This is a genomic window from Leifsonia sp. Root1293 (assembly GCF_001425325.1).
Lineage (GTDB): Bacteria > Actinomycetota > Actinomycetes > Actinomycetales > Microbacteriaceae > Orlajensenia.
Window position 1 is genome coordinate 344,486 of the sequence record NZ_LMEH01000002.1, and the last position, 19,926, is coordinate 364,411.

Sequence of the window (19,926 nt, forward strand, 5' to 3'; positions counted from 1 at the left end):
GTTTATGCGGCGGATTCGGTCAGGCGCTGACCTTCGCGCGTTCTTTCGCGGCCGGAGCTGCGAGGCCCGCCAGCACCATGAGCACGAGGAGCACGAGCAGGGCGTTCAGGATGCCGAAGTGCTGGCCCAGGAAGCCCAGCAGCGGCGGGCCGGCGAGGAAGGCGCAGTAGCCGATGATCGCGACGGCGCTCACTCGGGCGGCAGCGGCCTCGTCGTCGTCGACGTCGGCCGCTGCCGACATGCCGACGGGGAAGCCGAGCGCGCATCCGAAGCCCCAGAGCACGACGCCGGTGAGCAGCATCCAGGTCTCGGTGCCGTAGATGAAGGCGAGGAGGCCGAGCACGCCCAGGGCGGCGCAGACCCGCAGCACCGGAACCCGCCCGAACCTGTCGAGCAGAGGGCCTCCGACGACTCGGCTCACCGTCATGGCCGTCACGAACAGGCCGAACACGAGAGCGCCCGTCGTGTTGTCGTAGCCGTGCCCGTCGACAGTGGCGAGAGCCAGCCAGTCGTTGGCGCTGCCCTCGGCGAACGACATGCCGAGCATGATCACGCCGATGAAGATGAGGCGCACGTCGCTCCACGCCGCCAGCGAGTGGCGCATGCGCTCGCGCCACGGTTCCCGGGGCTGTCCGGCGCGGGAGTCTCCGGCCGACTCGCGTATGGGGATGAACCTGATCGTCCAGAGGGCGGCGCCGATGATGAGCGCCGCGATCACGAGCAGGTGCCAGGCCACGGGAACGGCCAGACCAGAGGCGAGCGCGCCGATACCGGCCCCCGCGACAGTGCCGAAGCTGAAGAAGGCGTGCATGAGCGGCATCAGGGTGCGCCCGTTCTCGCGCTCGGCGAGTGCCCCCTCGACGTTCATCATCACGTCGCAGGCTCCGTTGCCGAAGCCGAACATCGCCATGCCCAGGAAGATGACCGCCGGCGATGCCAGCACGGTGCTGCCGAGACCTACGATGATGACGCCGATGGCCACCAGGAAGAGCGCCGAGACCATGCCGCGGCGCGCCCCCACCCGAGCGAGGAACCACGGCGCGGCGATGAGGCCGAGCACCGAGCCGGCCGACATGCCGAAGATCACGAGGCCGATTCCGCCGAGGGTGAGGCCGGTGTCGTCGCGCACGGCCGGGATGCGTGCGACCCAGCTGGCGATCGAGAGGCCGCTCAGGAAGAAGATGGCGAAGACGGCATTGCGCCAGGCGACCAGCTCACGGCGCGAGCGCACGGGGGAGGTGACTTTGCTGTCAGGGGGAGTGGTCTGCGACATCGGAGGATCCTGTGCTGATGGCCCGGGGCGGGTGGAACGGGCGGAACTGTCATTCTGACGTATCGAATCGATTCGATCGAATCGATTCGACTAAACTATCGATCACGAAGCGTCGCGGTCAAGCCGACGCACCATTGCCGAGAGGATCCTCGTGGACGGCGACACCACCACGCGCCCCACCCTGTCCGATGTTGCTGCGCGGGCCGGATGCTCCCCCTCGACGGCCTCCCTCGCCTTCAGCGGCACGGGCCCGGTGTCGACGGCGACACGGGAGAAGGTGCTCGCCGCGGCCAGGGAGCTGCACTACGCCGGCCCGGATCCTCGCGCCCGCTCGCTCCGCCGAGGCCGCAGCGGAATCGTCGGCGTCGTCATCGACGACCGAGTGAGCGAGGCGTTCCGCGATCCCGTGAACATCGCCATGCTCGACGGCGTCTCCGAGGCGATCGGCGAGATCGATGCGGCCCTCCTCCTGCTGACGGCCGGTGCCGGCAGCGACAAGCCGGTGAGCCTCGAGACCGCTCCTCTCGACGCCGTGGTGCTCTTCGGATGCAGCACGACGCTCGAGCGTTCGATCGGAATGCTCACCCAGCGCGGCATCCCCGCCGTCGTCATCGAGGGCGACGCCGGCGAGAACGTTCCGGAGATCGCTCTCGACAACCGGGAGGCGACGCGCCTCGGAGCAGAGCACCTGCGCGACCTCGGCCACGAGCGGGTGGCCATCGTCGTGCTGCCGCTCGCCCCCGATCGCGCCCGTGGCGCCCTCACCGACGAGCGCGCGGCGAGCTCCGCCGTCGCGACGGCGACGGAGCGGCTGGCGGGGGCCCGCGACGTCTTTCCCGACGCCGCTGGAGTGGTGGCATCCGGAAGCTATCTCGATGAAGGACTCATCGCCGGACGCGAGCTGCTGGCCGCGACACCGCGACCGACGGCGATCATCGCCCAGAGCGATCTGCTGGCTGCCGGCGTCATCCGTGCGGCCGAGGAACTCGGCCTGAGCGTGCCGGAGGATCTCAGCGTCGTCGGGTTCGACGGTGTGCGCGTCGACGGCCTCGACTACGACCTCACCACCCTGGTGCAGCCCTCGCAGGCCAAGGGCAGGGCGGCGGGCGAGGCGATCGTGCGGATGCTGGCGGGGGAGCACCCCGCGTCGGTGACCTTCACGAGCACGTTCCATCGCGGCGCCACGACGGCACCGCCGCGCGCCGACTGAGGCGACGCCCTTCCCGGTTCGCGCCATTTCGCGGGCATCCGCGCCACATCGGATGGCGCACTGCCCGGGGAAATGGCGCAGCACGAGAGCGGCGCCCTCCCGGGTGAGTAGCGTGGGGTGATGGCCTTGACGCTCGATGAGCTGTACCGCGACCTGCACTCCCACCCCGAACTCTCGTTCGCCGAGCACCGGACTGCGGCCATCGTGGCCCAACGGATGCACGATGCCGGCCTCGAGGTGCACACGGGCATCGCGCAGACCGGCGTTGTGGCGGTGCTGGCCAACGGCGAGGGCGCGACCGTCCTGCTGCGCGCCGACATGGACGCGCTGCCCGTGCTCGAGGACACCGGGTTGCCCTACGCGTCGGTCGCCAGGGGCGTCGACCCCGACGGTGCCGACGTGCCCGTCATGCACGCGTGCGGTCACGACATGCACACCACGTGCCTGATCGGCGCCGTCGAGCGGTTGGCCGCGACCCGCTCGGAGTGGTCGGGAACCCTCGTCGCGGTGTTCCAGCCGGCCGAGGAGCGGGAGGGCGGCGCCCAGGCCATGATCGCCGATGGCCTGTTCGACCGGATCCCGCAGCCGGATGTCGTGCTGGGGCAGCACCTCAACCCGCTGCCGGCGGGAACGGTCGGCGTGCATCCCGGCACCTTCATGGCGGCCGTCAACACGATCCACGTGAAGATGTTCGGCCGGGGCGGGCACGGGTCGCGTCCGCAGAAGACCATCGACCCCGTGGTGATGGCGGCGGCGACGGTCATGCGGCTGCAGACCGTCGTGGCCCGCGAGGTCGCGCCGTTCGACACCGCCGTGGTGACCGTCGGCACCCTGCACGCGGGCCTGAAGAACAACATCATCCCGGGCGAGGCGACGATGGGCCTCAGCATCCGCAGCTTCGACTCCGCCGTCGGTGCTCGCCTCGATGCCTCGGTGCGCCGCATCATCCGTGCCGAGGCCGAGGCTTCGGGGGCGCCCCGAGAGCCCGAGTTCACCAGCGGCGAGGTCTACCCGGTCACGGTGAACGACCCCGAGGCGTCGCGCAGGGTGACGGATGCGCTCGGCCGCCGTTTCGGAGCCGACAGGGTGATCGACCCGGGCGTGCTCATGGGCAGCGAAGACGTCGGCATGCTGGCGACGGCCGCTGGAGTTCCCCTGGTCTACTGGCTCCTCGGCTGCGTCGACCCGGAGGCGTATGCCGCGGCTGCGGCGGCCGACAGGCTCGACATCGACATCCCGTCGAACCACTCGGCCCAGTTCGCGCCGGTGATCGAGCCGACGCTGACCATGGGTGTTGAGGCCCTGGTCGCGGCGTCGCGGGAGTGGTTCACGCCCGTCGGCTGAGGTGGGGCCAGGGCGAAGCCAGCGGTCGACGTGTTGCAGCGCCTGGTGGTGTGCGCCTCGACGGCGCTTCGGACGCGGACTTCGTCCGGCCCTCTGCGAGCGGATCGGGGCCTCAGCGAGCGGATCGAGAGTGCTCAGCGAGCGGCCGCCGGAGCTACCGCACGGCTCCCGTCACCATCCATGCCGTTCCCCGCGCCCGCAGCCCGAGCGTCACGGCCCGTGCCCCCAGGTAGCCGAACGCGAAGGACGCCATGAGGAGCGCGAGACCGAGCGCGTCGTGCGGAGCCCAGGCCCCGACAGCGATCACCAGCGGCGCGAAGACGACGAGGTTCAGCATGCCGGTGAGCGCCAGGTACTTCGCGTCGCCGGCTCCGATCAGCACGCCGTCGAGCACGAACACATAGCCGCAGAGCGGCACGGACAGGCCGAGGACGACGAGGGTTGGCGGCAACAGCCCGATGACGTCGGACGAACTGGTGAAGACGGGCCCGATCAGCCACGACAGGGCGATGAGCGCCGCCCCGAGTACGGCTCCACCGCCGACGCCCCACTGGAGGCAGCGATCGAGAACGGCCTGGACGAGCGGCACGTCTGCTCCGCCGAGCGCCTTGCCGATGAGCGCCTGCGCGGCGATGGCCAGCGCATCGAGCGCGAAGGCGAGCGTGGAGTACAGCGTCATGGCGATTTGGAATCCGGCCAGTTCGGAGGTGCCGAGCCCGGTGGCCACGATGACGGCCAACAGCATGGCGATGCGGAGGCTCACCGTGCGCAGGAACAGCCAACCGCCCGAGGTGATGCCGCCGAGAACCCCGGCGCGATGCGGCATCCGCCGTGCGCCGACGCGTGTCGCGTGCTGGCCGACGACGACGACGTAGACGCCCACCATCGCCCACTGCGCGATCACGGTGCCGATGGCTGAGCCGGCGATGCCCAGCCCGGCACCGTAGATGAGTGCGAAGTTGAGCACGATGTTGGCGGCGAAGCCGATGCCGGCGACGACCAGGGGTGTGCGTGTGTCCTGGAGGCCGCGCAGCAGACCTGTCGCCGCGAAGACGAGGAGCATGGCGGGGAGGCCGAGCATCGAGATCGTCAGGTAGGCGGATGCCTCCGCTGCGACATCCGGTGCCGCTCCGAACGCTCCGACGAGCGCCGGCGCGGTGAACCACCCGCCGACGGCGAGCACGATGCCGAGACCCAACGCGATCCAGAGGCCGTCGATGCCCGCCTCCACGGCCCCGCGCTCGTCTCCGGCGCCCAGTCGACGGCCGACCGCCGGGGTCGTGGCGTAGGCCAGGAACACCATCAGGCCGATGATCGTCTGCAGCACGATGCTCGCGATGCCGAGGCCGGCCAGGGAGGCCTCTCCGAGATGACCGACCATGGCGGAGTCCGCGAGGAGGAACAGCGGCTCGGCGATGAGTGCGCCCAGAGCCGGGACGGCGAGCCGCAGGATGTCGCGGTCGACCGGGCGGCGGCTGAAGATGCTCATCGTCGTCGAGTCTCTCAGGTGCCGGGTCGACAGGATTCTCGGAGCCCAGGACCAGCGCTAGGAATCCGTTAGGAAGATTCACAAAATTATGAAATCGGCGTAGCGTGACCCGCATGAACACCGTCGTCGACATCACCGGCCTGCGCAAGGACTTCGGCCGCATCACGGCTCTCGACGGCCTCGACCTCAGCGTCGCCGCCGGCGAGGTGCACGGCTTCCTCGGCCCAAACGGGGCCGGCAAGTCGACCACCATCCGCATCCTTCTCGGACTCATGCGCTCGTCGGGAGGCACCGCCACCATCTTCGGCAGGGATCCATGGTCGGATGCCGTCGCCCTGCACCGGCGCATCGCCTACGTGCCGGGGGATGTCAGCCTCTGGCCCGGACTCAGCGGGGGCGAGGCCATCGACCTCATCACGCGCCTCCGCGGCGGAATGCGCGACGGGAAGGCCTACGCCGCCCGACGCGCCCACCTGGCCGAGGTCTTCCAGTTCGACCCGACGAAGAAGGGCCGCACCTACTCGAAGGGCAATCGGCAGAAGGTCGCCCTGATCGCAGCTCTCGCCACCCCGGCCGACCTCTACATCTTCGACGAACCGACCTCGGGCCTCGACCCGCTCATGGAGGCGGTCTTCCGCGACGAGGTCGCCTCGGTCCTCGGCGAGGGCGCGACGGTGCTGCTGTCGAGCCACATCCTCAGCGAGGTCGAGCACCTGTGCGACAGGGTGAGCATCATCCGCGCCGGGCGCACGGTCGAGACCGGCACTCTCGCAGAGCTGCGTCATCTCACTCGCACGGAGGTCTCGTTCGCGAGCGCCGGACAGGACGCGAGCATCTTCGTCGGCATCCCCGGTGCCCACGATCTCGTGGTCGACGGCGCGAGGGTGAAGTTCACCGCGGACTCCGATGCGCTCGCACCAGTGCTCGAGGCGCTCGCCGCACGGCGGGTCGGCGGCCTCACCATCAACCCGCCCAGCCTTGAGGAGCTGTTCCTGCGGCACTACCACGACGACATCTCGACGGATGCGGCCGCGGAAACGGACGGAGTCGGACGATGACCGGCCTCGGCATCCTGCTGAGGCAGCGCCTTCGTCGCGACCGCGTGCAGCTGCTCGTCTGGGTGCTGGGGTTCGCCGCCCTGGCCTCGGTCGGGCATGCCGCCGTCGCGCAGAGCTACGGCACGGCGAAGGACCGCGCCGGGGTCATCGTGCTGCTCGAGCAGACGCCGAGCGTGCTCGTTCTGCGCGGGACCCCGCAGGGAACGCAGTCCGATGCCTTCCAGTTCATGCTGTTGTTCGCGTTCCTCGGCGTGTTGATCGGCCTCATGGCCACCTTCCTCGCTGTGCGGCACACCCGCGGCGATGAGGAGCAGGGCCGTGCCGAGCTCGTCGAGTCGACGCCGGCCGGGCGCATCACGCCCCTCATCGCCACGGCGCTCGAGGGCGTCATCGCGATCGCCGTGGTCGGCCTCGTGAACACGGGCGGATTCCTGCTGTACGGGGCGGATGCCGGAGGGGCCGCGCTCGCCGGCCTCGCTCTGGCCGGTGTCGGATTCTGCTTCCTCGGCATCGGCCTGTTGGCGGCTCAGGTGATGCGCACCTCGCGGGGCGCGAACGGTCTGGCCGCTGCCGTCGTTGCCGCCGCGTACATGGTGAGGGGTATCGGCGACGCGACGGGGACGGTCGACGCGGACGACCAGCTCAGCATGACCGCCGGCTGGGTGAGTTGGCTCTCGCCCATCGGGTGGGGCCAGCGAACCAGCCCGTTCTCCGATCCGGCCGTGTGGCCTGCGCTGCTCGGTCTGGCGCTCGGAGCACTCGCGTTCGCAGGCGCGCTGGCGCTGCGATCGAGTCGCGACATCGACTCCAGCCTCATCGGTGAACGGCCGGGTCGAGCGCACGCCCGCGCCTCCCTCGCCGGGCCCACCGCTCTCGTCTGGCGGCAACTGCGCAACCCGACCCTCGGCTGGCTGGTCGCCGCAGCGCTGTTCGGGCTGCTGGTCGGCAGCCTCAGCGTGACCTTGACCGGGAATGCGCCGGCCGATGTGAAGGAGAACCTGGGCGACACCATCGGCAGCATCGCCGGGCCGAACGCGCACGGTGATCTCGTCGACGTGTTCATCGTCGCGATGTTCTCGGTGATCGGGGCCATCGCGGCCGTCTGCGCCGTGCAGTCGGTGGCGCGGGCGCGGCACGACGAGGCCACAGGCACGGCTGAGATCGTGCTCTCCACCGCGGTGTCCCGCCTCCGCTGGTTCGTCGCCTATCTCGTCATCGCCGTCATCTCGACCGTGCTGGTCGTCGGGGTCGCCGTGCTCAATGCCATCGTGGGGTCGGCCGCATCCGGAGCGCCATCGGGCACTGTCGACACCATCGCGTCGGCGGCACTGGCTCAGCTGCCGGCGGTGTTCCTGCTGCTCGCCGTGGTCGCACTGGTGTTCGCCCTCGTGCCACGTCTGACCATCGGATTGGGATGGACCCTCCTGCTGCTCGCGATCTTCATCGGCCAGTTCGGCGGCCTCTTCGGCCTGCCCGACTGGGCCCGTGACATTTCGCCCTTCAGCCACACCCCCATCGTGACCGAGGCGAACGCCGACTGGGGTCCCGCCTGGCTGATGCTGGGCCTGGCCGTCGTCGTGGGCGCGGCATCGGTTCTGCTCGTGCGTCGACGCGATGTCGCGCTCGGTGGATGACCTCGGGGACGGGGTACCCGCCTTCGCGGCCACCGGATGCCGCCCCCACCCGCTCCTGAGAGGATGACTGCATGGCACGGGACGAGAAGGGCGTGAACGACTTCGTCGAGCAGTCGGCGGCCGCCATGACCGCCGCCGGCTTCCCGCGCATGCCTGCGCGCGTGCTCATGGCGCTGATGGTGGCCGAGAACTCCGGTCTCACGGCGCAGGAACTGGGTGATCGCCTCGGTGCCAGTGCCGCCGCGATCTCCGGCGCCGTGCGCTACCTGCAGACCGTGCGCATGATCCGCCGCGTCTCGCAGCCCGGCTCACGGCGCGACCTCTACGAACTGCCCGAGGACTCCTGGTACACGGCCTCCATCGGCAAGAACTCGCTCTACGACCTGATCGAACAGCTGGCTGCCAAGGCCGTCGTCGCGATCGACGACCCGGCATCCGCCGCCTCCAGGCGCGTGCAGGAGATGAGCGACTTCTTCGTCTTCATCCAACGGCGCCTGCCCGAGGTGCTCGAGGAGTGGGAGGCGGAACGCCGACGGTGACGGCGGACGATCCGCAGCGCCCAGTCCGCAGTTCGTGCGGATGCTTCGCGCCGAGACCGCAGCTGATGCTGGTGCCGCGCTCGCCAGACCCGCATGGTCGACGTTCTCGGCGCCGACGACGGTCGGTTCAGCTCCCCAGCCGCTTGATCATCTCGAGTTCGAGTTTCGCCGGGTCGAGGTTGTAGGGCACTGTCACGTCGGTGAGCTCGAAGCCCCGGCTCCTGTAGGCGGCGATGGCGCGCGCGTTGTCCTCGTGCACGTGCAGGGCGAGGGTGTCGCCGTGGGTGCGCGCCCAGTCCTCGATGCCGGCGAGGAGCGCATCGGTCACGCCGAACTCGCGTCCGCGCACGTCCGGGGCGACGTAGACGCCGACCAGCAGCGGGACCGGGTCGTCGGCATCGCCCTCGGCATCCGGAAGGTAGCCCGCCATGGCCCCGATCCATCGGCCGCCCTGGTCGATCGCGACCAGCGACGTTCCCCGATCGGTCTGGCCGCGTGCTCCGCGCATGCGCCACTCGGACTCCGGCTGGTCGAGAGCATGCGCGCGCGTCTCGGCGTAGGCGAGCGGAGTGTCTGCGAGCATCTCCAGACGGATCGCCCGCACCTGCTCCCAGTCGTCGGCGACGGTCGGACGGATGCTGAATGCCAGGGTCATCCCGACGACATTACCGGCGCGACGGCCGGTGCCTGCCCTCCCGCGGACGGGTGTTCTACGGCTGGTCGATGATCTGCTTGCCGAGGGGCGCCAGCGAGACCGGAATCATCTTGAGGTTCGCCCAGGCGAACGGGATTCCGATGATCGTGATGGCCAGTGCCGCCGCCGACACGACGTGCGCGATGGCGAGCCACAGTCCGGCGACGACGAACCAGATGACGTTGCCGATGAACGAGAGAGCGCCCGAGGTGGGGGTCGCCACCACGGTGCGGCCGAACGGCCAGAGCGCGTAGAGCGCGATGCGGAACGACGCGATGCCGAACGGGATCGTCACGATCAGGATGCAGCAGATGACACCGGCCGCGACGTAACCCAGGAACAGCCAGAAGCCCGAGAGCACGAGCCAGATGATGTTCAGCAGCAGTCGCATGGTGCCATTCAAGCAGCCGGATGCCGGGGATGTGCCCGCACGCGGCCAATAGGCTGAACGGCATGACCGATGCTCTCAGCTCTGGAATCGACCTCGACGAACTCGATGCGCGCATCCGCCCGCAGGACGACCTCTTCAGGCACGTCAACGGCAAGTGGATCGACCGCACCGAGATCCCGGCGGACAAGGCCCGCTACGGCTCGTTCTACCTCCTGCACGAAGAGGCCGAGAAGGCCGTGCGCGACATCATCGTGGAGTCGGCGGATGCGGGAGCCGACGCTTCCGTCGAAGAGCGCAAGGTGGGCGACCTCTACGCCAGCTTCATGGACGAGGCGCGCATCGAGGAGTTGGGCGCCGCACCCATCGCCGAGCAGCTCGCGCTCGCGGCATCCGTTCACTCCGTCCCGGATCTCCTGAGCGCTCTCGGCTCGCTCGAACGGGCGGGAACCAGCGGCTTCGCCCAGCTCTTCGTCGACAACGACCCCGGCAACCCCGAGCGCTACCTCGTCTTCGTCGAGCAGGGCGGCATCGGCCTGCCGGACGAGAGCTACTTCCGCGACGAGAAGTTCGCCGAGATCCGCGAGAAGTACCGGACTCATCTGGCCCGCATGTTCGGGCTCGCCGGCCTCGACGACGCCGAGGCGCGCGCCGCCCGTGTCTTCGAGCTCGAGACGGCGATCGCCGCCCAGCACTGGGACAACGTCGCATCGCGCGACAGCGAGAAGACCTACAACCTCACGACCTGGACCGACGCCGCTGCATCGGCTGCTGCGGCATCCGGAGCCGACCTCGACGTCTGGCTGGACGCGCTCGGTGCTCCAGCCGGGTCCTTCGACGAGCTCGTCGTGCGCCAGCCCTCCTTCCTCGCCGGACTCGGCACGCTGCTCGACGAGAGCCACCTCGAAGCCTGGCGCGACTGGCTGGCATGGCAGATCATCCGCTCGAACTCCGCCTACCTGTCGTCGGCCTTCGTGGAGGCGAACTTCGACTTCTACGGACGGACCCTCACGGGAACCCCGTCGATGCGCGACCGCTGGAAGCGCGGCGTCTCCCTCGTCGAGGGGGCCATGGGCGAGGCCGTCGGCCGCATCTACGTCGAGCGTCACTTCCCGGCCGAGTCGAAGACAGCCATGGACGTGCTGGTCGCCAACCTCGTCGAGGCCTACCGCCAGTCGATCACCGGCCTCGACTGGATGAGCGCCGAGACGCGTGAGCGCGCCCTCGACAAGCTCGACAAGTTCACCCCCAAGATCGGCTTCCCGGTGAAGTGGCGCGACTACTCCGCGCTCGACATCCGCCCGGGCGACCTGGTCGCGAACGTGCGGGCCACGAGCGAGTTCGAGTTCAACCGCGAGCTCGGCAAGATCGGCAAGCCGCTCGATCGTGACGAGTGGTTCATGACACCGCAGACCATCAACGCCTACTACAACCCCGGCTTCAACGAGATCGTCTTCCCGGCCGCCATCCTCCAGTTCCCGTTCTTCGCCCCCGATCGGGATGCCGCGGCCAACTACGGCGCCATCGGCGCTGTGATCGGCCACGAGATCGGGCACGGCTTCGACGACCAGGGGTCCAAGTACGACGGCGATGGGCGCCTCACCGACTGGTGGACCGAGGCCGACCGGGCCGCCTTCGAGGAGCGCACGTCGTCGCTCATCGCCCAGTACGACGCGCTCGCACCCCTGCAGGTGCCGGAGCACCACGTGAGCGGCGCACTCACGATCGGGGAGAACATCGGCGACCTCGGTGGCCTCGCGATCGCCTGGAAGGCCTACCTGATCTCGCTGGACGACCAGGAGCCGCCGGTCATCGACGGCCTCACGGGTGCGCAGCGGTTCTTCCTCTCCTGGGCGCAGGCGTGGCAGCTCAAGGCGCGCGACGAGGAGGTCATCCGCCTCATCGCGATCGACCCGCACTCGCCGAACGAGTTCCGCTGCAACCAGATCGTGCGCAACATCGACGAGTTCTACGCGGCCTTCGACGTGCAGCCGACGGATGCCCTCTGGCTGGCCGAGGAGGATCGCGTCACGATCTGGTGACGGCCGGCCCCCGGGCGTCGATCACAGGCCCGATCGAGGCATCCGGGCGAGAACAGGCCGGTCGGGCCTGTTCTCGCCGATGCGGCCTGTGAACCGGAGGTTTCCGTCTCGTTCCCACTTCGCTCACCGCGGATTCATCTTCGAATGTGGATAACTCTTTGGAGACTGTGAATAGAACACGGCTACGCTCGGTCACGGATGCGGTGCGCACTGCATCCGGTGGGGTTATGCTGCCGTGAACCCCTTTCGCGTCACATCGGGAGCGCCACCGCGCCACCGCCCCGTGCGACGCCAGAGCCCGACTGAGGAGCCCCGTTGACGATCCCCGCCATGGAGTCCGAGCGTCGCGCCCGGCACACCTCCCAGCGGGCCGGTCGTCACATCGGAGGCGACGCCGACGACAACTTCTCGCGCGGGTTCAGCGCCCTCGGTTCCCTCGCCGTGAGCGGCGTGCAGGTGTCGGCACGGGCCACCGACCTCGCGTCAGGGCGCGTGCTGTTCTCGGTCGACGACCACGTGGTGATGCCCACGGCCAGCATCGGCAAGGTGCTGCTGCTCGTCGAGGTGGCCGCGCGCCTGGCCGACCCCGGATTCAACGGCTACACGATCCTCGATCGCGAGACCGCGGACTTCGTCGGCGACTCCGGCATCTGGCAGCACCTGCAGGCACCCGCACTTCCCATCGCCGACCTCGCCGCACTCGTGGGCGCCACGAGCGACAACCTGGCCACGAACGTGCTCATCCGCACGGTCGGCCTCGAGTCGGTGCGGGCGCGCACCGAGGCTCTCGGCCTGAAGCGCACGGCGCTCCTCGATCTGGTGCGCGACCACCGCGGACCCGACGACGCCCCGCAGCTGAGCATCGGTGCCGCCAGCGAGCTCACCTGGCTGTTCGCATCGCTCGCGCGCGGCGAGATCGTGTCGAAGGAGGTGTCGCAGCGCGTCATCGGCTGGCTCTCGCTGAACGCAGACCTCTCGCTCGTCGCCAGCGCCTTCGGCCTCGATCCGCTGGCGCACCGCGGAGCCGATCACGGCATCCTGCTGGTCAACAAGACCGGAGCCGACGGCGGGGTGCGGGCAGAGGTGGGCGTGCTCCGCGGCCCGCGCACGGCTGTCACCTATGCCGTGTCGATGTACTTCGCCGACACCAATCTCCAGGCGAGGCTCGCCGTGCTCGACGGCATGCGCCAGGTCGGACTCGATCTGCTGGAGTACGTGCACTGAACACGACAGTGCTTCAGTGATCGCCTCGGTGCCCGAGATCGCCGAGTGGATCGACGCGACCATGCAGCTCGAGGCCTCGCCGTATCGGGCCGAGGCCGAGCGCGAGCGCCTCGCCAGCGACCTCGACTTCTACGGAGCATCCGTCGGCATCGTGCGGGGAACGGTGCGGGACGCCGGCCGTCGCTACCCGGGACTGAGCCACGACGAGGTCACAGCGCTCAGCTCCGAGCTCTGGCGCCCGCGGATCTTCGAACGTCGTCTCGCCGCCGTGGTGCTCCTGCAGTCGCACGCCGCTGAACTCATCGGCACCGACCTCACGCGCGTCGAGGGATTCGTGCGGGAGGGACGGATGCCGGAGCTCGTCGACCTGCTCGCCGTCGATGTGGTCGGGCCCATGCTGCGCACGCTCGATCGGCGTGGCCGGGCGCGCGCGGACCTCGTGTTGGATCGGTGGGGCAGGGATCCCGACGACTGGGTGCGGCGGGCGGCGGTGCTGGCGCCGTTCCGCGAGCTGAAGGCGGGCGCACTGACCGTCGATCGCGATCGCGTGGAGCGGCGCCTCCGTTCCGCGCAGGACGTGGTGCCCACGGATGCTGCATCCGTCGTGCAGGATGCCGTCGATCGGGTGCGTGCGGTGCTGGCGTAGGAGTCGCTCGCCGGCGCCGGGCGGAGCCCTCCCCTTGAAGTGCCTCCGGCCTTCCGGCCTGTCGGTGGGCAGGTGGACCGGCGCTGGTCGAGTGGATCCATTCATGACCCGACCCGACCAGCGCCGCTATCGGTGCGTCAGCCCCTCACGGCCGGATCAGGAGCCTTCGGCGAGGTCGCCGATGGCGTCCGTGATGAAAGCGGCCACCTCGGCGGGGTTGGTCTGCATGACCAGGTGGGGCGCCGCGATCTCGACGACCTTCCTCAGTCCTGCGCGCTTGTAGCCGAAGCGCTCGACGTCGGGGTTGATCGTGTGGTCGTCGCTGGAGACGATGCCCCATCCCGGCTTCGTCTTCCACGCGGCGGCCGTGGCCGGTTCGCCGAACGCCACAGCCGACAGGGGCCGCTGGGATACGGCCAGCACGCGCGCGACGCCTTCATCGAGGCCCCCAGCGAAGACGCCCGGGAACGCGTCGATCTTCACGGAGACGTCGGTTCCCGGCTCGCCACCGGCGACGGGGTAGGGGCTGTAGACGAGGTTCGCGGCGAGCTCGGAGTCGGGGAAACCGCCCTGGAGCTGGCCGAGGCTCTCTCCCTCGTCGAGGGCGTAGCCCGCGACGTAGACGAGTCCGACGACGTTCTCTGCGACTCCGGCGACCGTGATGACGGCGCCGCCGTAGGAGTGCCCGGCCAAGATGACGGGACCGTCGATCTGTTCGACGAAGTCCTTGATGTAGGCGGAGTCACCCGACAGGCTGCGGTTGAACACCGGAGGAACGAGAACGGTGTGACCCTGGTCGAGCAGGATCCTCGTCACGGGCGCCCACGAGGCGCCGTCAGCGAAGGCGCCGTGGACGAGGACGATGGTGGGCTGTTGATCTGACATGGGGTTCCTTTCGATCGTCCCGGCCGACGGCACGTCGACCGGGGGCAGGTTCCGCCGGCGGGGCGAGCACGCGGGCACCCTGTCAGGGTCTGCAACGGCGGTGGGATTCCCTGCCGCGACCCGAGAGCGAGGCATCCGCGATCTCGACGGTCTCCGGCGACCCTGGTGTTCCTCGGGTCACGGTACCCATGCCCTCGTCGACGTGCGTGTCCCCGGTGGTACCCCCTCCGAGAACCGTCAGCTGTGCTCAGACGGCTCGGGGCGCGCTACGATCCGCCGCCTCGTCGAGGGAGGCGGCCAGGTGCGAGAACACAGCGGCCGTGCGGCTCTGCGGGGGAGCCGAGAGCACAGTGAGGAGGTATCCGGGCATGCTGCGGACGGCGAAGTTCTGCAGGTCGATCTCGATGGTCCCGAGATCATCGATCTCCATGTGGATGTGTGCGTCCTCGGGCCCCGAGACGTCGTACCGGGCCCACATCCGCACGAAGTCCGGGTCGACCGAGAGCTCGTCGACGATCTCCTTGAGCCGCGGTGAGAACGGGTCGGCGTCGCGCCGCAGCCCAGCCAGCGTCGACCTGGTCATCGGCTCCCACTCGACCAGGGTCTTCTTCATCCTGTCGACGAAGAGATCGAGTGCCACGTTCGACCCGGCAGCGAGCCCGCCGTGACCGAAGACCGTCGCCAAGTGGTTCGATGCGACGATGTCGCGGTTGCTGTCGGAGACGTAGGCCGGTGTGTGCGTCCACTGACTGAGCACGCGCGCGATGCGCTCGGCCGAGTCGGCCGCCGGGAGTTCGGGGGTGGGAAGGTCTCCGCTCGCGAGCCGGAAGAGGAATCGACGTGAGTCGGAATCCAGCTGCAGGGCGCGAGCAAGGGCGTTCAGCACCTGGTCCGACGGCCTCGCGCCCCGGCCGCGCTCGAGGCGCACGTAGTACTCGGCGCTGATCCCGGCGATCCTGGCGATCTCGTCACGCCGAAGGCCGGCGACCCGTCGTCCGGCGTCGCGAGCGATTCCCACGTCCTCGGGCTGGCACACGTTGCGCCGTGCTCGCAGGAACTCACCGAGTGCGACCGATTCCGCTGACATCCACCCATCCTCCAGTTCGGACCGAATCCACCGTACTTCGTGGAGCCGCGCCTCCCTGTTGGCTTCGGAACCCCTGAACGCGCACAGAGGGCCCGTTTCTCCGCGACCATCACTGCAGGCAGAACTCGTTGCCTTCCGGATCGCGCATCATGATCGCGAACTCCTCGAACGGCCCCCACGATCCGGTCAGCGTCTTCTCGACGGATGCCCCGAGCGCGACGAGCCGATCCCGTTCGACCTCCAGCTCCTGACGGGACGCGCGCCTGTCGTCGAAAGGCGTGATGTCGATGTGCATCCGGTTCCGCTGCCGCCGTTCGCGGTGGAAGCGGGTGAAGTAGAAGCGCTGGTGGGTCGGGTCGCCGTCCCATGCCTCGGCGCGGGCCGCGATGTCGTCGTCGTCCAGGCCGGCTTCCCTGAGGGCGGCCACCTCGTCGGCAGGCCAGCCCGTCGGTTCCGGATACCCCATGGCGGCGCACCAGAAGCCGGCGAGCTCGGTGGGGTTCTCCGCGTGGAAGGTGACGTTGGAGATGCGCGCTGTCATGGCTCGAGCGTAGAACCGCGGCGATGCGCCGACCACCGTCGCATCATCGCTCCGGCGGACCCCCGTCAGGGCCTCGGCGGTGCGGGAGCCTGCACGCACCGGTGGTACAGGATCACTCCCTAAACTGGAGGCACCGTGCTCCGAGCCTCGCCTCGAGATCGCGCGGTTCCCGCTCGCCCCCATCGCCCCATTGGAGCCACCATGGCCGCACCCAGCCGTCTCGACGCCGTCATCGCCCTCGCCCGCCATCGCGGGTTCGTCTTCCAGGCCGGCGAGATCTACGGAGGGTCGCGATCCGCGTGGGACTACGGGCCCCTCGGCACCGAGCTCAAGGAGAACATCAAGAAGCAGTGGTGGCGCTACATGGTGCAGAGCCGCGACGACGTCGTCGGCCTCGACTCCAGCGTCATCCTGCCGAAGCAGGTGTGGGAGGCATCCGGCCACGTCGAGGTCTTCAGCGACCCGCTCGTCGAGTGCCAGCACTGCCACAAGCGCTTCCGGGCCGACCACCTGGAGGAGGAGTACGAGGAGAAGAAGGGCCGCGCGCCCGAGAATGGCCTCGACGACATCGCCTGCCCCAACTGCGGAAACCGCCACACCTGGACAGAGCCGCGCGCCTTCTCCGGTCTGCTGAAGACCTACCTCGGTCCGGTCGACGACGAGTCGGGCCTGCACTACCTGCGCCCGGAGACCGCTCAGGGCATCTTCGTGAACTTCGCCAACGTGCTGCAGGCGTCGCGCCAGAAGCCGCCGTTCGGCATCGGCCAGATCGGCAAGAGCTTCCGCAACGAGATCACACCCGGAAACTTCATCTTCCGCACGCGCGAGTTCGAGCAGATGGAGATGGAGTTCTTCGTCGAACCCGGCACAGACGAGCAGTGGCAGGAGTACTGGATGGAGCAGCGCATGAGCTGGTACACCGGTCTCGGGATCGACCCCGCGAACCTGCGCTTCTACGAGCACCCCAAGGAGAAGCTCAGCCACTACTCGAAGCGCACCGTCGACATCGAGTACCGCTTCGGCTTCACCGGAAGCGAGTTCGGCGAGCTCGAGGGCATCGCGAACCGCACCGACTTCGACCTGCGCACCCACTCCGAGGCATCCGGCAAGGACCTCTCCTTCTTCGACCAGACCAAGAACGAGCGCTGGATCCCGTACGTCATCGAGCCCGCTGCCGGCCTCACCAGGTCGCTCATGGCCTTCCTCGTGGACGCGTACCACGAGGAGGAGGTGCCGAACGCGAAGGGCGGCGTCGACAAGCGCACCGTGCTGAAGCTCGACCCGCGCCTGGCGCCCGTCAAGGCGGCCATCCTGCCGCTCTCGCGCAACGAGGCGCTGTCGCCGATGGCCCGCTCGCTGGCGGCCGAGCTGCGCCAGAGCTGGAACGTCGACTTCGACGACGCCGGCGCGATCGGTCGCCGCTACCGCCGCCAGGACGAGATCGGCACGCCGTTCTGCGTCACCGTGGACTTCGACTCCCTCGAGGACCAGGCCGTCACCGTGCGCGACCGCGACACGATGCAGCAGGAGCGGGTTCCGCTCGCTGGCCTCCACGCCTACCTGGCCGAGCGGCTCAAGGGCGCGTAACCCGCCTTCGCTCGCCACTTGTGGCCGCATCCCGCTCACGGATGCGGCCACAGCTGGCGAACGGGCGTCCCGGATGCGGCCACAAGTGGCGAGCGGGCCTGCAGGCGAGTGGGAGACCGCGCGCAGCGGACCGGATCAGCGCGCGTCGAACTCCGAGCGCAGGATGCCGTAGAACGCCGAGTCCGACCATTCGCCCTTGTCGTAGAAGGTCTCGCGCGTCGTGCCCTCGTGGCGCATCCCGAGTCGCTCGCACAGGGCGGCGGACGCCGTGTTGCGCGGGTCCAGCTGGGCGTGCACCCTGTGCGCGTCGATCGCGGTGAACGCGACCGCCATGATTGCGGCCGCCGCCTCCGTGGCGAAGCCGCGCCCGGCGTAGTCGGGGTGGAACACCCAGCCGATCTCGACGTCGGCGTTGCCGGCATCCGAGAGCCGCAGCATGACGTCGCCGATGACGCGACCGTCACCGTCGCCGAACAGCGACGGTTCTCCGGGGAGCACGCAGGCGAAGAACACAGCGTCGCCGTTCTCCGCGATCGTGCGCATGCCGGCACGCGTGCGGGTGTGATCCGCGCCCTCATCGGCGGTGCGGCTGGGCCACGGGATGAAACGCAGCACCTCGTCGAGGCGCTGGTACTCCCAGACGTCCGCGACATCGGAGGCACTGAGCGGGCGCAGCACGAGTCGCTCGGTGGTGATCGGAGCCCCGTCGTAGGCCGCGATGTCGAATGGCAGTCTCAGTGACGGAGGCGGCGACCCCATCAGGAGGCCGTCAGGCCGAACTCGGCGTCGTCGTCGGCGGCTACGACTGCGGCAGCGTGTCCGTCGACGGCATCGTCGCTCGCCCCGACGGATGCCGCGGCAACCCCGGGAACCACTCCGAAGATCGCCTCGACGCCGTCGATCCAGGTGCGCTGCTCGCCTCGCGCCACGTATTCGCGCGAGCGCACCATCGGGGTGTGCAGGAGCACGCCGGCCAGGTGACGCAGCGCCTGCTCCGTGGCAGCGGAGTCATCGCCCCGAGCGCGGGCTCTGGCGATCTCGTCGTCGACGATGCCCAGCACATGGGTGCGCAGTGCCACGACGGCCGGCGCGAGGTTGATCTCCTCGCTCACGGCGCCGAACTTGCGGGCCGCCTTGCCGACGATGGCCCGAGCCTCATCCGTCGCCGTCAGGTCGTCGAGCGGGGCGTGCAGCCGGATCGTCTCGAGGTCGAGCAGCGAGATGCCGTCGATCTCTCCCACAGCCGGCTCGATGTTGCGCGGCAGGCCCAGATCGATCACGAGCTGTCTGGCCGGGGAGTCGACGGTGCGCCCGAGCATCTCGACAGCACTGCGGCCGGTGTGCACATCATCGGCCGTGAGCACGAAGGCCTCGACGGCTGAGCAGGCCACGATCACGTCGGCGGATGCCGCAGCGGCGGGGTAGTCGGCCACGGAGATGGCCGGCAGGTCGTGGTTGGCGGCGAACTTGCGCCCTCGACCCGACGGCGAGTACACCTGCACATCGGTGACGCCGCGCTCTCGCAGGTTCGCGAGGGAGGCGCCGGCGTAGCGACCCGTTCCGATGAGGAGCACTCGCTGGGTCGACCAGTCGGGGATGCGGCTCTCGGCGAGGTCGAGGGCGAGGCGAACGAGGGAGCGGCCGGCCGATCCGATGCCGGTGCGGTTCTTGATGCCCCGCGATGTCTGCGATGCGCGCTGGAACAGCCGCTCGAGTTCTGGAGTGGTGGTGCCGACGGTGCGAGCGCGCTCGAGCGAGCGGCGAACCTGGCCGGCGATCTCGCCCTCGCCCACGACGACGGACTCGAGCCCGGCTGAGACGGCGAACAGGTGCTCGGCGACGCTGTTGCCGTGGGTCAGAGCCAACGATTCGCGGAGGGTCTCGCTGCTCACCCCGCTCTCGGCCGCCACGGCCTCGAGGGTCGCTGAGACCGCGGCGAGGGGGGAGGTGCCCTCCGGCTCGTCGAGGTCGAGGTACGCCTCGAAGCGGTTGCACGTCGCGACGACGACGGCACCGCCGAGGGAGTCATGCGAGCCGACGATGCGGCGTCCGAGTTGTTCGGCATCGACGCTCAATCGCTCGAGCAGGTCGAAGCTCGAGTTCTTGTGACTCGCGGAGAGACAGATGAGCACGGGTTCGATTGTAATCGCTCGAGAACGTCGTTCCTGCGGGGGCTCCCAGCCGCGATCCGCCTCGACGGTCGGTCCGTCGGAGCGCCGCGTCACGCGGACGGGGACATGCGTGCGCATGCCCGTGCGTGCTTAGGTTGTCCCCAAGCGGCCCGG

18 protein-coding genes are annotated in these 19,926 nt (G+C 69.4%); 9 read left to right on the top strand and 9 right to left on the bottom strand.

The window, feature by feature from the left end; all coding sequences use genetic code 11:
- Positions 1–19: 19 nt before the first annotated feature.
- Complete coding sequence (locus tag ASC59_RS13485) at positions 20–1,273, bottom strand: MFS transporter (protein WP_055824090.1); 1,254 nt, start codon at positions 1,271–1,273, stop codon at positions 20–22.
- A 151-nt stretch (positions 1,274–1,424) separates the two neighbouring features.
- Here ASC59_RS13485 and ASC59_RS13490 point away from each other — a divergent pair, with 151 nt between their 5' ends.
- Together ASC59_RS13490 and ASC59_RS13495 are read left to right on the top strand one after the other, a co-directional pair.
- The gene (locus ASC59_RS13490) at positions 1,425–2,483 is read left to right on the top strand and encodes a LacI family DNA-binding transcriptional regulator (protein WP_055824093.1); all 1,059 of its coding nucleotides are present in this window, start codon (positions 1,425–1,427) and stop codon (positions 2,481–2,483) included.
- 120 nt (positions 2,484–2,603) lie between these two features.
- Positions 2,604–3,827 carry an amidohydrolase gene (locus ASC59_RS13495; RefSeq protein ID WP_055824096.1) on the top strand — a complete coding sequence of 408 codons (1,224 nt, stop codon included), beginning with the start codon at positions 2,604–2,606 and terminating at the stop codon, positions 3,825–3,827.
- Positions 3,828–3,981: 154 nt separating this feature from the next.
- Here ASC59_RS13495 and ASC59_RS13500 read toward each other — a convergent pair whose 3' ends face one another.
- Complete coding sequence (locus ASC59_RS13500; protein ID WP_055824098.1) at positions 3,982–5,316, bottom strand: MATE family efflux transporter; 1,335 nt, start codon at positions 5,314–5,316, stop codon at positions 3,982–3,984.
- 113 nt (positions 5,317–5,429) lie between these two features.
- On the opposite strand from ASC59_RS13500, the gene ASC59_RS13505 reads away from it, so the two are divergent.
- The 3 genes from ASC59_RS13505 to ASC59_RS13515 all read left to right on the top strand — a co-directional run bounded on the left by ASC59_RS13505 (position 5,430) and on the right by ASC59_RS13515 (position 8,547).
- Positions 5,430–6,374, top strand: a complete 945-nt coding sequence (locus ASC59_RS13505) for an ABC transporter ATP-binding protein (RefSeq protein ID WP_055824100.1) — start codon at positions 5,430–5,432, stop codon at positions 6,372–6,374.
- Positions 6,371–8,008, top strand: a complete 1,638-nt coding sequence (locus ASC59_RS13510; RefSeq protein ID WP_055824103.1) for an ABC transporter permease — start codon at positions 6,371–6,373, stop codon at positions 8,006–8,008. Before ASC59_RS13505 ends, ASC59_RS13510 begins: the two co-directional genes overlap by 4 nt.
- 71 nt (positions 8,009–8,079) lie before the next feature.
- Positions 8,080–8,547: a GbsR/MarR family transcriptional regulator gene (locus ASC59_RS13515; RefSeq protein ID WP_055824106.1), complete on the top strand. Its 468-nt coding sequence runs from the start codon at positions 8,080–8,082 to the stop codon at positions 8,545–8,547.
- 127 nt (positions 8,548–8,674) lie between these two features.
- Here ASC59_RS13515 and ASC59_RS13520 read toward each other — a convergent pair whose 3' ends face one another.
- Both ASC59_RS13520 and ASC59_RS13525 read right to left on the bottom strand, forming a co-directional pair.
- Positions 8,675–9,202, bottom strand: a complete 528-nt coding sequence (locus tag ASC59_RS13520) for a GNAT family N-acetyltransferase (RefSeq protein ID WP_055824108.1) — start codon at positions 9,200–9,202, stop codon at positions 8,675–8,677.
- Between the two features lie 55 nt (positions 9,203–9,257).
- Entirely contained in the window at positions 9,258–9,632 is a 375-nt protein-coding gene (locus ASC59_RS13525; RefSeq protein WP_055824110.1) for a YccF domain-containing protein, read from the bottom strand.
- Positions 9,633–9,694: 62 nt separating this feature from the next.
- Here ASC59_RS13525 and ASC59_RS13530 point away from each other — a divergent pair, with 62 nt between their 5' ends.
- The 3 genes from ASC59_RS13530 to ASC59_RS13540 all read left to right on the top strand — a co-directional run bounded on the left by ASC59_RS13530 (position 9,695) and on the right by ASC59_RS13540 (position 13,541).
- Entirely contained in the window at positions 9,695–11,671 is a 1,977-nt protein-coding gene (locus tag ASC59_RS13530) for a M13 family metallopeptidase (RefSeq protein WP_055824113.1), read from the top strand.
- 315 nt (positions 11,672–11,986) lie between these two features.
- Positions 11,987–12,895 carry a serine hydrolase gene (locus ASC59_RS13535; RefSeq protein ID WP_082513683.1) on the top strand — a complete coding sequence of 303 codons (909 nt, stop codon included), beginning with the start codon at positions 11,987–11,989 and terminating at the stop codon, positions 12,893–12,895.
- Between the two features lie 16 nt (positions 12,896–12,911).
- On the top strand, positions 12,912–13,541 hold the full coding sequence (locus ASC59_RS13540; RefSeq protein ID WP_235492738.1) for a DNA alkylation repair protein: 630 nt from the start codon (positions 12,912–12,914) through the stop codon (positions 13,539–13,541).
- 156 nt (positions 13,542–13,697) lie between these two features.
- On the opposite strand, the gene ASC59_RS13545 is transcribed toward ASC59_RS13540, so the two are convergent.
- The 3 genes from ASC59_RS13545 to ASC59_RS13555 all read right to left on the bottom strand — a co-directional run bounded on the left by ASC59_RS13545 (position 13,698) and on the right by ASC59_RS13555 (position 16,054).
- Positions 13,698–14,426, bottom strand: a complete 729-nt coding sequence (locus ASC59_RS13545) for an alpha/beta fold hydrolase (protein WP_055824118.1) — start codon at positions 14,424–14,426, stop codon at positions 13,698–13,700.
- A 247-nt stretch (positions 14,427–14,673) separates the two neighbouring features.
- Positions 14,674–15,513: a helix-turn-helix domain-containing protein gene (locus ASC59_RS13550; RefSeq protein ID WP_055824120.1), complete on the bottom strand. Its 840-nt coding sequence runs from the start codon at positions 15,511–15,513 to the stop codon at positions 14,674–14,676.
- 109 nt (positions 15,514–15,622) lie between these two features.
- Positions 15,623–16,054 (bottom strand): VOC family protein, encoded by a 432-nt coding sequence (locus tag ASC59_RS13555; RefSeq protein ID WP_055825524.1) that lies wholly within the window; start codon positions 16,052–16,054, stop codon positions 15,623–15,625.
- 201 nt (positions 16,055–16,255) lie between these two features.
- Between ASC59_RS13555 and ASC59_RS13560 the strand changes: the two genes are divergently transcribed.
- Entirely contained in the window at positions 16,256–17,641 is a 1,386-nt protein-coding gene (locus ASC59_RS13560; protein ID WP_055824123.1) for a glycine--tRNA ligase, read from the top strand.
- Between the two features lie 135 nt (positions 17,642–17,776).
- On the opposite strand, the gene ASC59_RS13565 is transcribed toward ASC59_RS13560, so the two are convergent.
- Both ASC59_RS13565 and ASC59_RS13570 read right to left on the bottom strand, forming a co-directional pair.
- The gene (locus ASC59_RS13565; RefSeq protein ID WP_082513684.1) at positions 17,777–18,400 is read right to left on the bottom strand and encodes a GNAT family N-acetyltransferase; all 624 of its coding nucleotides are present in this window, start codon (positions 18,398–18,400) and stop codon (positions 17,777–17,779) included.
- Positions 18,400–19,773, bottom strand: coding sequence for a glutamyl-tRNA reductase (locus ASC59_RS13570; RefSeq protein WP_082513685.1), 1,374 nt, complete (start codon positions 19,771–19,773; stop codon positions 18,400–18,402). The genes ASC59_RS13565 and ASC59_RS13570 overlap by 1 nt, the downstream gene beginning before the upstream one ends.
- Positions 19,774–19,926 lie beyond the last annotated feature (153 nt).